This window comes from Azospirillum sp. TSH100, assembly GCF_004923295.1.
Lineage (GTDB): Bacteria > Pseudomonadota > Alphaproteobacteria > Azospirillales > Azospirillaceae > Azospirillum.
This window is the reverse complement of sequence record NZ_CP039634.1, coordinates 2,413,612-2,425,675: the sequence shown is the minus strand read 5'-3', so window position 1 is coordinate 2,425,675 and position 12,064 is coordinate 2,413,612. Positions and strand designations below refer to the sequence as shown.

At 65.5% G+C, this 12,064-nt stretch carries 12 protein-coding genes; 7 read left to right on the top strand and 5 right to left on the bottom strand.

The genetic code is table 11. The annotated features are described in order from the left end of the window. The first annotated feature begins 398 nt into the window (after nucleotides 1–398). On the top strand, nucleotides 399–2,480 hold the full coding sequence (gene recG, locus E6C72_RS11500; protein ID WP_109085633.1) for an ATP-dependent DNA helicase RecG: 2,082 nt from the start codon (nucleotides 399–401) through the stop codon (nucleotides 2,478–2,480). On the opposite strand, the gene E6C72_RS11495 is transcribed toward recG, so the two are convergent. Both E6C72_RS11495 and E6C72_RS11490 read right to left on the bottom strand, forming a co-directional pair. Continuing rightward, a complete protein-coding gene (locus tag E6C72_RS11495) occupies nucleotides 2,432–3,151 on the bottom strand; it encodes a DUF502 domain-containing protein (RefSeq protein WP_371298440.1) in 720 nt (239 codons plus the stop codon). The genes recG and E6C72_RS11495 overlap by 49 nt on opposite strands. Nucleotides 3,152–3,309: 158 nt before the next feature. Continuing rightward, nucleotides 3,310–3,711 (bottom strand): hypothetical protein, encoded by a 402-nt coding sequence (locus E6C72_RS11490; RefSeq protein WP_109085611.1) that lies wholly within the window; start codon nucleotides 3,709–3,711, stop codon nucleotides 3,310–3,312. 212 nt (nucleotides 3,712–3,923) lie between these two features. Here E6C72_RS11490 and E6C72_RS11485 point away from each other — a divergent pair, with 212 nt between their 5' ends. Beyond that, nucleotides 3,924–4,670: a Crp/Fnr family transcriptional regulator gene (locus tag E6C72_RS11485; RefSeq protein ID WP_247875676.1), complete on the top strand. Its 747-nt coding sequence runs from the start codon at nucleotides 3,924–3,926 to the stop codon at nucleotides 4,668–4,670. 110 nt (nucleotides 4,671–4,780) lie between these two features. Here E6C72_RS11485 and E6C72_RS11480 read toward each other — a convergent pair whose 3' ends face one another. Both E6C72_RS11480 and E6C72_RS11475 read right to left on the bottom strand, forming a co-directional pair. Further along, nucleotides 4,781–4,978: a hypothetical protein gene (locus tag E6C72_RS11480; protein WP_109085610.1), complete on the bottom strand. Its 198-nt coding sequence runs from the start codon at nucleotides 4,976–4,978 to the stop codon at nucleotides 4,781–4,783. A 47-nt stretch (nucleotides 4,979–5,025) separates the two neighbouring features. Next, a complete protein-coding gene (locus E6C72_RS11475; RefSeq protein ID WP_109085631.1) occupies nucleotides 5,026–5,220 on the bottom strand; it encodes a hypothetical protein in 195 nt (64 codons plus the stop codon). A 261-nt stretch (nucleotides 5,221–5,481) separates the two neighbouring features. On the opposite strand from E6C72_RS11475, the gene hisE reads away from it, so the two are divergent. After that, the gene (hisE, locus tag E6C72_RS11470) at nucleotides 5,482–5,901 is read left to right on the top strand and encodes a phosphoribosyl-ATP diphosphatase (RefSeq protein WP_109085609.1); all 420 of its coding nucleotides are present in this window, start codon (nucleotides 5,482–5,484) and stop codon (nucleotides 5,899–5,901) included. Between the two features lie 58 nt (nucleotides 5,902–5,959). Here hisE and E6C72_RS11465 read toward each other — a convergent pair whose 3' ends face one another. Beyond that, nucleotides 5,960–7,654 (bottom strand): sensor histidine kinase, encoded by a 1,695-nt coding sequence (locus tag E6C72_RS11465; protein WP_109085608.1) that lies wholly within the window; start codon nucleotides 7,652–7,654, stop codon nucleotides 5,960–5,962. Nucleotides 7,655–8,149: 495 nt separating this feature from the next. Here E6C72_RS11465 and E6C72_RS11460 point away from each other — a divergent pair, with 495 nt between their 5' ends. The 4 genes from E6C72_RS11460 to E6C72_RS11445 are packed head-to-tail and all read left to right on the top strand — an operon-like array spanning nucleotide 8,150 to nucleotide 12,047. Continuing rightward, nucleotides 8,150–9,910, top strand: a complete 1,761-nt coding sequence (locus E6C72_RS11460; RefSeq protein WP_247882052.1) for a DUF3369 domain-containing protein — start codon at nucleotides 8,150–8,152, stop codon at nucleotides 9,908–9,910. A gap of 9 nt (nucleotides 9,911–9,919) precedes the next feature. Beyond that, entirely contained in the window at nucleotides 9,920–10,579 is a 660-nt protein-coding gene (locus E6C72_RS11455) for a SiaB family protein kinase (RefSeq protein WP_247875675.1), read from the top strand. Next, the gene (locus E6C72_RS11450) at nucleotides 10,576–11,001 is read left to right on the top strand and encodes a DUF1987 domain-containing protein (protein WP_348981153.1); all 426 of its coding nucleotides are present in this window, start codon (nucleotides 10,576–10,578) and stop codon (nucleotides 10,999–11,001) included. The genes E6C72_RS11455 and E6C72_RS11450 overlap by 4 nt, the downstream gene beginning before the upstream one ends. Continuing rightward, the gene (locus tag E6C72_RS11445) at nucleotides 10,998–12,047 is read left to right on the top strand and encodes a sensor histidine kinase (RefSeq protein WP_109085605.1); all 1,050 of its coding nucleotides are present in this window, start codon (nucleotides 10,998–11,000) and stop codon (nucleotides 12,045–12,047) included. The genes E6C72_RS11450 and E6C72_RS11445 overlap by 4 nt, the downstream gene beginning before the upstream one ends. Nucleotides 12,048–12,064: the final 17 nt, after the last annotated feature.

Here is a 12,064-nt window from a genome sequence, read left to right as displayed (position 1 = left end):
GAAATTCATGGTTGAGTCAGGTTGGGGACAGGGCGGCCGGGCTAATGTCCTTCTTGTGACGCGGTCGGGCCAGCCCCCCTGAAACACCGGCCCGTCACGAGTGAGCGTCTTCTTATCTGGTGTCTCTTCCCGATGGTTCCCTGCCATCGGACTTGGCCGTCCGGTTCTCCCGTTTGCCTCCGGACGGTACCTATCGGCGGAGCGCGTCCAAGCCAATTTCCTGGCCGACGTTGCCCCCCACCACAGGCCCCTGGCCTTGGGTGCGCTCCGCCGTTCCTTCTCTTCCCTCCTTTTCCCCCGCTCTCCCTTTTCGTCGATGCCGTTCAGCGGCCTTGACGTCGCTGGATCCACCCGGCTTTCTGATGTCCGTCGAAGGCTTTCCCGGTAGCGTCCCGCCCGTGCGTCCCGCCATCCTGTTCCCGCTGTTCAAACCGGTCACTGCACTTCCTGGGCTCGGCCCCCGTCTGGGCAAGCTGGTGGAGAAGCTTGCCGGTGCCCATGTGGTCGATCTGCTGTGGCATCTGCCCTGCGGCGTCGTCGATCGCCGCTTCTCGCCGAAGATCGCGCAGGCGCCGCACGGGCGCATCGCCACCTTGACCGTGCGCATCGATTCGCATGCACCGGCGGTGAACCCGCGCCATCCTTACAAGATTCGCTGCACCGACGAGACCGGCGTGCTGGAGTTGGTCTATTTCCATGTCCGTGGCGACTGGCTGTCGAAGCAGATCCCCGCCGGCACCACCATGGTGATTTCCGGCAAGGTAGAGTGGTTCAACGACACCGCCCAGATCACCCATCCCGACGCCGTCGTCCCGGTCGACGCCAAGGATGATCTGGAGTTGGTGGAACCGGTCTATCCGATGACCGCCGGTTTGCCGGCCAAGACCCTGCGCAAGGCGGTGCGGGCCGCTCTCAACGATGTCCCGTCGCTCGACGAATGGCAGGATCCGGCGTGGCTCGCCCGCCGGCAATGGCCGCGCTGGGACGAGGCGCTGAAGCGCGCCCACTCGCCGGAGGACGAGGGCGACCTCGCCGCCACCGCCCCCATCCGCTGCCGCCTCGCCTATGACGAGCTGCTGGCGAACCAGCTGGCGCTGATGCTGGTGCGGGCGAGCCAGCGCCGACTGGCCGGGCGCGCCACCCAGGGCGACGGCGGCCTGCGCCGCGCCGCGCTGGCGGCACTTCCCTTCTCCCTGACCGGCTCGCAGGCCGGGGCGCTGGAGGACATCTATGCCGACATGGCGGCCGAACGGCGCATGTTGCGGCTTCTCCAGGGCGATGTCGGCAGCGGGAAGACCGTGGTCGCGCTGATGGCGATGCTGAACGCGGTGGAGACCGGCGCCCAGGCTGCCCTGATGGCCCCCACCGAGATCCTCGCCCGCCAGCATGCCGAGAGCCTGGCGCCGCTGTGCAAGGCGGCCGGGGTGGAGATCGGCCTGCTGACCGGGCGCGACAAGGGCAAGGCGCGGCAGGCGGTGCTCGACCGGCTGGCGTCCGGCGAACTGCCGCTGCTGGTCGGCACACATGCCCTGTTCCAGGAGGATGTCGCCTTCAAGGATCTGGCGCTGGCGGTGATCGACGAACAGCATCGCTTCGGCGTCCACCAGCGCCTGCAACTGTCTGCCAAGGGCCGGGCGGTCGACGTGCTGGTGATGACCGCCACGCCGATCCCACGCACGCTGACCCTGACGGCCTATGGCGACATGGACGTGTCGCGCCTGACCGAGAAGCCGGCCGGCCGCAAGCCGGTGCAGACTGTCACCATCGCCCTCGACCGGCTGGAGGAGGTGGTCCACGGCATCCAGCGCAAGGTGGCGGAGGGTGCCAGGGTCTATTGGGTCTGTCCCCTGGTCGACGAATCGGAGCAGAGCGACCTCGCCGCCGCGACGGAGCGCCATGCCTTCCTTCGCGCCACCTTCGGCGACCGCGTCGGACTGGTCCACGGCAAGATGCGCGGGCCGGACAAGGATGCGGTGATGGCTGCTTTCGCCGAGGGCAGCCTGGACGTGCTGGTCGCCACCACGGTGATCGAGGTCGGCGTGAATGTGCCTGAAGCGACCGTGATGGTAATCGAGCATGCCGAACGCTTTGGCCTCGCCCAGCTTCACCAGCTGCGCGGCCGGGTCGGTCGCGGCGACAAGCCGTCGAGCTGCTTGCTGATGTTCGACTCCAACCTGACCGAGACGGCGCGGGCGCGGCTGAAGACGTTGCGCGACACCGAGGACGGCTTCGTGATCGCCGAGGAGGATTTGCGTCTGCGCGGCGCTGGCGAGGTTCTCGGCACCCGTCAGTCCGGCCTGCCCGGATTTCGGCTGGCTGATATCGCCGTGCACGGCGATCTGCTGGCGGTGGCTCGCGACGACGCCCGGCTGATCGTCGACCGGGATCCCGACCTCGCCAGTCCGCGCGGGCAGGCGCTGCGGACTCTGCTCTATCTCTTCGAACGCGACGCGGCGGCCAAGACCTTGCGGTCGGGCTGATCGCTATCGTCGGCCCGATCGGCCGGTGCCGCCACCATTGGCGTTTCGACAAGGGGCGGGCGGCGGTCGGGCGGAACGACGATGCCGCCGGACATAACCAGCTTCAGCCCATCCTCGACGGACATGTTCAGCACGGTCACGTCGCGCCGCGGCACCATCGCCAGATAGCCCGCTGTGGGCGGCGCGCAGGGGATGAAGACGTTGACGATGTCGTCAGCTTCGCCGGCCAGCTTCACCTGTACTTCCGGATGGGCGCTGCCGGTGATGAAGCCCAGCGACCACACGCCGGGGCGCGGATACTGGATCGCCACCACCTCGCGGAAGGCGTTCGACTTCTTGGCCAGCACCGTCTCGAAGATCTGCTTCACCCCGCCATAGACGGAGCGGACGACCGGCATGCGTCCGACCACCCCCTCGCCGACGCCAAGCACCAACCGGCCGACATAGCCGGCGGCGAAGGCGCCGATCAGCGTCACGGCGATGATGACCACCAGCACGCCGATGCCCGGGATCGAGAAGGGCAGGTAGTTTTCAGGGTTGTAGGCGCTGGGGATCAGCGGCCGGATATAGCCGTCGATCAGCGAGACGAACCACCAGGCGATATAGACGGTGATGGCGATGGGGGCCGTCACCAGGATGCCGGCCAGGAAATAGGCCCGCAGGCGCCCCATCAACCCGATGCCTTCCCGGCGGTGCCGTCCCGGTTCCGCCGGCTGACCCTTCGGTTCAGTCTGATTTCCGCTCACGCCTGCCCATCCGCCGATCGTCAAACCGCGCCATAGTGGGGCAAGCGCCGTCCGCTCTCAACTGCCGCGTATGGGGAACCGCTTCAGCTGACCAGCGAGCCGGCGATCACGCACAGCAGTGCTGCTGCCCCGGCGATGGCGGCACCGTCGACATGGTTGGGGAAGGCACGCCAGAACTCATCCCGCGAGATCGGCTCCGGCGCGTCGTATTCGTCCATCGACAGGCCGGCGGCGAGGCTGCCGCAGGTGTGGTCGGCGATGGCGCCCGACAGATGGGCCATGGCGACGGCGAGATAGCAGAACTTCACGAAATCCAGCAGAAAGCCCAGCGTGCTGCTCGCCTCGCCCAGCGGGCTGGCGGTGAAGCCGGTGGCGGCGACCGTGCTCGCCATGGCGATGGCCGCGGCAAAGGGAATCAGCGCGACCGACAGCAGCCGTTGCCGGTCGATGCGGTGGGCGGTGGGCACGGGAAACAGGCTCGGCATGGTCGGCGCTCCGGCAGCGGTGGATGGTGCGGATGGGAAGATCGGCGAGGCGTTGTTCCCTTCTGCGCGTTCGGCGTTAACGGAGGGTTGACACCGGCCATAGGTCACAGCGCCTTCCACCTTTGCGCAGGTCGCGCTATCCTTTGGCGCAACATACAGTCCGGGGCGAAGCCGGAACTTTCCGCGCCGAAGGCCGACATGACGAAACCCGCATGACAAAATCCGACAGCCCGGCCGACGCGGTTGCCGCCATGCTGGCCGATGCGCCGGCAGCGGGCCTCGACCGTATCGAACTGCTGCGCCCGCTATCCGCCGATCAGCGTGCCGCAGTCGCACGTCAATGCCGCTGGCGCCGTTTCTCTCCCGAAGAGCAGCTGATCGACCATTGGGCCGATACACGCGACGTCGCCTTCGTGGTCGAGGGACGGGTGCGGGTGCTCAGCCACTCGGCTGGCGGGCGCGAGATCAGCTTCAGCGATGTCGAGGCAGGGGAGCTGGTTGGGGAAATGTCGGCGCTGGACGGACGTCCGCGCTCCGCGTCGGTGGTGGCGTTGGGGGAGGGGGCGCTGATCGCCTTCCTGCCGGGGAAACCCTTCCAGTCCCTGGTGACCGCCCACCCGGATGTGGCGATGGCGATGATGCTGCGCCTGTGTGACAAGTTGCGCGGCGCGACGGACCGCATCATGGAGCTATCGACCCTGGGCGCCAACAACCGGGTTCATGCCGAACTACTGCGCCTCGCCAAACGCGGATCACGGCAGGGGGCGTCCGCGGTCATCGCGCCGATCCCCGTCCATTCCGACATCGCCGCCCGTGTCAGCACCACCCGCGAAACCGTCGCCCGTGTGTTGAGCGATCTGACCCGTGACGGAATGCTGGAGCGCCGTCCCGATGCGCTGGTGGTGCGCGACCTGTCGCGGTTGGAAATGCTGGTAGAGGATGTCCGCGGCGGCGCCTGAGCGTGCCCCAAGAAAGCGGACCCCTAGAACGAAAAGGCCGCGGCCGCCCGAAGGATCGGGCCGTGCCGCGGTCGCCTTTCAAACCCTCAAGACTTTTTTTATGGTCGTGGTCAGCGGTGCCGGGACTGGAGCAGGATGCCCACCGGCGTGGCCTTGACCCATTCCGTCAGGAACGCGCCGACCGGACGCAGCAGGATTGCGGCGGGGGTGGCTTCCAGCCAGTCGGCGGCGAAATCGCGAACCGGATGCAGCGACGGGGTCTCGCCATGGACATGGTGGTCGCCGTGGTGAAGGCTGAGGATGCTCATGATCGTCTCCTTTGTATTGGATATCGATTGTTGAGGCAGGCCGGCTGTCAGCGGTTCAGCAGGCCGAACATGATGCCGACGGGCGTGGCGGCGACCCATTCGCGCAGAAAGGCGCCGACGGGACGCAGGACCAGATAAGCCGGAGTGGCTTCGAGCCATGCCACCGGGAATTCGGCGACGGCGTGCAGGGCATCGGTCGAAGCGTGGTTGTCGGTGCCGGGCTGGAAAGTGGTGGTGGTCATGATCGTCTCCATCGGGCTGTTGAGGAGACTATACACTGGTATACCCAATGCCAAATACGCTTGCTCTGCATTGCTGGATGCTACAAAAATTACAGCTACACAGAGATTTTCCTCATCGAATAGTCTCTGTGGAAATCAATCAGTTCTACAAACTATATCCGCGTGGCGGACAGTTCCGGATTGCGTCGTCCGCGCGCGTAAAGTGATTGGTCGTCCAACCAACATCTTGACAGTGCTCTCATAAAAAACGACTTCAGGTTCATGGTCCAATATATCGGTCCCGATCCCCTCCGCAGCCTGTACGACGCCGTCCAATCGATGCGGCGCGAGCCATCCGCTGTTCCCGAAGCCTCCCGCACGGGAAAGTTGCTGGCTCAAGGGCGTGTCCGCATGGCGCGCAAGGTGGGAGAGGAGGCGATCGAGGTCGCCATAGAGGCGATGCGAGGCAACCGCGGCGCGCTGGTGATGGAAGCGGCCGACCTCCTTTACAATCTGGTGGTCCTGCTGGCCGATCTGGAAATCGCCCCTGATGAAGTCCTGGCGGAACTCCGGCGGCGGGAACTTGCCTATGGCATCGCCGAGAAGCTGCCGAAATCCGACGACCTCATCAACGGCGTCGCCGCCAGCCCTGCGAAGCCGGTTCAGGTCAGACCAAACCCCGACAAGCGCTGCAAGCGTTAGGGTGTGAACGCTCAAAGCGGAAACGCTCGCTTCCTCAATCACACACGGTGGCGACAGCCTAGATTCCGTCTCCCTCCTGCGGGAAGACAAGGTCGAACCGCGTGCCCGCAGCCCTGGTGAAGTGATACTCGCCGCGGATCTGCCGGGCAAAGGCCCGTATCAGGTCCATGCCCATCGACCGCCGACCCGGCGTGCAGGCATGCTCCGGTTCCGGGGCACCGGTTCCGTCATCCTGGATGGTCAGGTGCAGGGAGCTGTTCTCCGCCTTCAGCGCGATGTCGATGGTGCCCGTACAGCGGCCCGTGAAAGCATGCTTGTAGGCGTTCGACACCACCTCGTTGAGGATCAGCGCGAAGGGTACCACCCGGTTCAGGTCGAGGCTGAGCGGTTCAACGCTGTGCCTGATCGCGATTGTCCGTCCGGGGCGGCTGTGGAAGCTGTTGAGGTGTCCGGCCAGCGCCTCGACGAAATTGTCCAGCCGGACCGCCGACACGCCGGTGGAGCGGTAAATCTGCTCGTGGATCAGCCCCATGGTGTTGATGCGGGTCAGCGCCTCGCTGAACGGCGCTTCCAGCTCCGGCGCGCGCTGTGCCTGCAGTTCCAGAAGGCTGAGGATGACCTGCAGGTTGTTCTTCACCCGGTGATGGATGTCGCGCAGCAGCACTTCCTTGTCGGCGAGCGCCTGGTCGAGGTGGCGTGTGCGGTCGGCGATGCGGTCCTCCAACTCCTCGTTGGCGCGGCGCAATGCATCCTGCGCGTCTGCCGCCTGCCGCGACCGGCGCAGCGCGATGCCGCCCAGCAGGCAGAGCAGGCCCAGCGCCGGAACCGCGGTCAGGACATAAGGCAGCACCCGGTCGCGCCAAGCGGTCTCGATTGAAGCGACGTCCGTGCCGTAGACGACATAGACCGGCAGGTCCGGCACCTTGCGCCGGGCCAGCACACGCTCGACGCCGTCGAACGGTGTCACCGCGTGGAAGACGCCGCCCTTGTCGGGTGTGGAGATCAATTCCGGAAAGCGACCGATGTCGGCGTGATCATCCGGCGCGTTCAGCGGATTGCGGACCAGAACCTCGCCATCCTCACGCATCAGCAGGATCACATCCTGCGACCCATGCAGGACCGAACGATAGAAGTCGGCGAAATAGCTGGGAAGCAGGGAGATCTGCGCAACTCCCTGGAACCGCCGGTCGGGCAGTTCCATCCGGCGGCTGAGGGTGAAGAAAAGATCGGACACGATCTTTCCGCTCAGCCTCGGGCCGATATGGATCGTGGCGTCTGGATTCAGATGGGCGCGGAAATACTCGCGGTCGGCAGCGTTCAGCGGACGCATCGGCCACTCGTAACTGCTGGCGCGCACCCGTCCGGTCTCGTCGGTGATCCAGTAGGACTGAACCTCCGGCGTCTGTGACGCCATTGCTTTCAACCGCTCGTACAGAAGGGGGGAGTCGTCGATCCGCTCCCAGCCCAAATCGTCCACCATCCATTCCATGTGCGACAGGGTGGCGGCATGGATCCCCAGAGTCTTGGCCGCATGTTCTTCCAGGACGCGGGCAATGGCGATGCTGCGGTTCTCCGCCTCGGCAATCACCTGGGCCCGGTACTGATAGCCCGAGAACACGAGCAGGGCTGCGGTGAGGCCCAAAGCCACCGCCAACAGCGCAGCGACCGCCAGCGACGCCGCCTTGCGTCCGCCCCGCCCAGTGTTCCGGCTTTCCGAGGCATGTGTATCCTGTTCGAAGCCGGCAGGGGTCATCGTGGCGAGGTGGTCCGTTCATGGAAAGGATGGGCGGAAGCGGAGAATAGCTCAACCGCCGCTCTCCGTCATCCGACAACTATGTGGGGATAAACCGCCGCTCCGCTTCACCATATGGTGGGGTGTCCTGCGCCAGGTCGGACCCGGTGCCGGTTGCGCTGATGGGGGGGACTTGACGACCCGATCCGTTTCGGCCAGCCCAGAATCTCGTCGGCGAGCGAAAGGGAACCGGACATCGGAAAACCCAGCTGGTATCCGGCCCATGGTTGTCGCCGTCACCAACCCATCTGTTTCACTGCTTCCGTTATGAGCCAGCATAACGAACTCTTGAGCAACATTGACGATACGCCACAGCGCTCTTCGGTCATATGCGACAAATTGAAACGAATGCTGCCTATTCGGCCGATGGGTCTTGGAACCTGCACCGTAAGGTGGTTCCATCGTGGAATGGGGTAGGCGTTCGGGCGCAGGTTACGGGGGCGGCGGATGATGGGGATGGACGGGGGGCTGGACGACGAACTTCTGTTCGGCCCGGAGGACGGCACGGTGATCGCGCCAATGCCCGGCAGGCCGTCGGGAACGCCCTGGCCTGTCCTGGTGGTGGACGACGATCCCCAGGTCCATGCCATGACCGCGGTGCTTCTGCGTGATTTCGACTTTGACGGACGACCGTTCGAAGTGGTGAGCGCCCTGTCGGCCGAGGAGGCCAAGGCGGTCCTCGCGCGGCGGGCGGACCTGCCGGTGGCTCTGCTCGACGTGGTGATGGAGACTGAGGATGCGGGCCTGAAGCTGGTCCGCCATATCCGGGAGGACTTGGGCAACCACCGCATGCGCATCATCCTGCGCACCGGCCAGCCCGGGCAGGCGCCGGAACGGGACGTCATCGTCGGCTACGACATCAACGACTACAAGGCCAAGAGCGAGCTGACCGCCCAGCGCCTGTTCACCACTCTGGTCAGCGCGCTGAGGGCTTGGCGCGACATCGTGACCATCGAACGCAACAGGCAGGGGCTGGAGCGGATTCTCAGCGCGTCGGCCCCGCTGTTCGAGATGCGGCCGATGCGCAGCTTCGTCGAACGGCTGGCTGAGCAGATCGCCCAGGTCGTCGATCATGGCGGTGCGCCGGCGGTGCTGGCCTGCCGGCCGGTCGCCCGGGCCGATGGCGGTGTCTCCGTCGAACTCGTCGCCGGGCTGGGTCCGTTCGCCCGCAGCATCGGCTTGCCGGTCGGCGACGTGCTGCCCGCCACGGCGGTTGCTGAGGTGGTCGATGCCCTGGCCACCCAGCGCAATCTTTACCATGACGACCGCTGTGTGCTGGTTTTCCGCACACGCGAACATGGCGTCACCATTTTCCGGCTTGAGCGGGCGGAGCCCTATGCGGCCGACGAGCAGCGCCTGTTGGAACTGTTCTGCAACCGTGTCGCCATCGGCTTCGACAATGTCTGCCTCTATGAGGAGCTGATGGCGCTGAACCGCTCGCTTGAACAGCGGGTGGAGGACCGCACGGTCGAGTTGGCCGCCAACCAGAAGGCGCTGATCCTGGCAAAGGAGCGGGTCGAACGGGCATTGGAGAGCGAGCTTCTGGCGCGTGACCAGCAGCGCCAGTTCCTCGGCATGGTCAGCCACGAGTTCCGCACGCCGCTCGCCATCATCGACAGCGCGGCGCAGCTTTTGGCGATGCGGGCGGGGCAGGTCGAGCCCGAGATGCTGGAACGGCTGGCGGTTATCCGCGGCAGCGTGCAGCGCCTGACCGGCCTGATTGATTCCCATCTCACTGACGAGCGGTTGCAGAGCAATGCCCTCGTCCTTGAACGGGCCGAGATCGATCTGCCGGAGATGATCCGCAGCGTCGTACAGCCGTTCCGCGTCGCCTATCCCGACCGTGAATTCCGCCTGACTCTGGACGGGCTGCCGCAGCGGGCGGAAATCGACGCGAACCTGATCGGGCTGGTGATCAGCAATCTGGTCAACAATGCCGTCAAATATTCCGGACCGGGCGGTCCGATCGCCCTGGATGGCCACACCGACGGCGCCATGGCGGTGATCGAGGTCACCGACCACGGCCGTGGCATTCCCGAATCGGAGCTTCCGCGCCTGTTCGACCGCTTCTTCCGCGGATCGGGCGCTTCCGGCGTGCCGGGGACGGGAATCGGGCTGCACACCGTTCAGCAGATCGTCCTGCTGCATGGCGGCGCCGTGGCTGTCGACAGCACGCTTGGCCGGGGATCGACCTTCCGGGTCGTGCTGCCGGTATGATGCAGCGCAATGACGCGGCCGCCCGGAAGCCTCCTGCCTGAAAGTCTATGGCCCTTTGGCATAGGAAGTGACATAGTCGGCGCAACTCGGGTATCGGTGGAACGTCAGGCCGCAATCATGCTTGCCCAGCAGTATGCGTCGATTAAGCGCGATCTCGACGAAAAGGGGATCGTGTTCTCATTCAGCGGATACTTGTCGGAAGGGATACTTTATTCCCTGGGCGAGGCTCTGCGCGAAAAGATGGCCTTGGAAGCGGCCGACGGCCCCACCATCCGCCGCGTCTTTTCGGTTTTTGTCGAGCAGATGCAGAACATCATCCGCTATTCGGCGGAAAAGATGTCGGGCACCGCCGGCCGTGCGGTGGAACTCAGCGCTGGCATGGTCACCATCGGCATGGAGCGCGGCAAGGTCTTCATCGTCTGCGGCAACACCGTGCGCAACAGCGAGGTCCCCCGCCTGAAGGAGCGGTTGGACCATCTGAAGAGCCTGGATCGCGACGGCATCAAGACCTACTACCGTGAGCAGCTTCGGGAGGATCCCGACGACGGCAGCCGCGGCGCGACCCTGGGGCTGATCGAGATCGCCCGGCGGGCCAGCGATCCCATCGATTACGATTTCAACGCGATGGACGCCGACCGCAGCTTCTTCTGTCTGAAGGTCCGCGTATGAGCGGCCGAACCGAGCGATACGCCATGGACAGCCTGATCATTCCCGCCACCGGACGCACGCCGGGCGTGTCGTTCGACTTCGCCGGCGGCCATTTACGCATGACCGGCGAATCCTATCCCGACGACGTCGCCGGTTTCTTCGGTCCGGTGTTCGAGGCGCTGCGCGCTTTCCTCGACCGTCCCGATGGCGGGCCGATTCGTTTCGATATGGAACTTCTCTACTTCAACAGCTCCAGCGCCAAGGCCCTGATGAACATCTTCCAGATGCTGGAGACGGTGGCGAGGGGCGGTCGGCCCGTGACGCTGACCTGGTGTGTCGAGGAGAACGACGACTCCATGCGCGAACTGGGCGATGACTTCGCGGAGGATCTGCGTCATGTCGTCTTCCGGATGCGGGAGATGCCCGCCGACGGCGCCCCATGAGCTTCAACCTCTTCGCCGCGGAGGAAGAGGCTCTTGCCAAGGCCCGCGCGCTGGAGAAGAGGCTTGGCGCGCTTGCGCCGGATTGCCTGGAAGAATTCCGCGAACTGATCGCCGCCTTTGAACTCAGCACACGGGAACAGCAGCGCCTTGTGCGGGTCAGCGACCGGTTGCAGGCTCAACTGAGCGATGCGAACCATGAGCTGGAACGCCGGCGCAGCGAGGCGGAGGCGGCGTTGGACCGGCTGCGCGAGGCGCAGGAGGCGATGGTACAGTCGGAAAAGCTGGCCTCTCTCGGTGGGCTGGTCGCCGGTGTCGCCCACGAAATCAACACGCCGGTCGGCATCGCCGTTTCCTGCGCCTCGCATCTGGCTGACGCCACCCAGGCGATGCGCCGCCGCGCCGCTGGCGGGGAACTGAGCAAGGCGGAGTTCGCACGCTATCTGACCACCGCGGTCGACACCACCGACCTGATCCTCGGCAATTGCGAGCGGGCGGCGCAACTGATCGCCGGCTTCAAGCAGGTGGCGGTCGACCGTGCCAGCGCCGTGCGGCGCACCGTCAATCTTGCCGCATACATTCAGGACACGCTGGTCAGCCTGCAACCGAAGCTGCGCCCTTCCGGCCATGCGGTGGCGGTCAACTGCCCCGCCGATCTGGAGCTGGACAGCTATCCCGGCGTGCTGTCGCAGATCCTGTCGAATCTGGTGATGAACGCTCTGACGCATGCGTTCGCGGACGGCAGGGCAGGGGACATGGCGATCACCGTCGATTGCCCTGATGCCGACACCGTCCGCCTGCGCTTCACCGACAATGGTCTCGGCATGAGCGAGGAGCACCGAGCCCGGGTGTTCGAGCCCTTCTTCACCACGCGGCGAGGGCGTGGCGGCAGCGGGCTTGGGCTGCACATCGTCCACAATCTGGTGGTGGGCGCACTGACGGGCTCGATCACCGTGGACAGTGCGCCGGAACGAGGCACCTGCTTCACCCTGCTTTTCCCGCGCCGCACGCCAGACCGCGAGCTGTCGGTCGAGGACCTGGCGATATAGGACGTGGCGCCATGGGA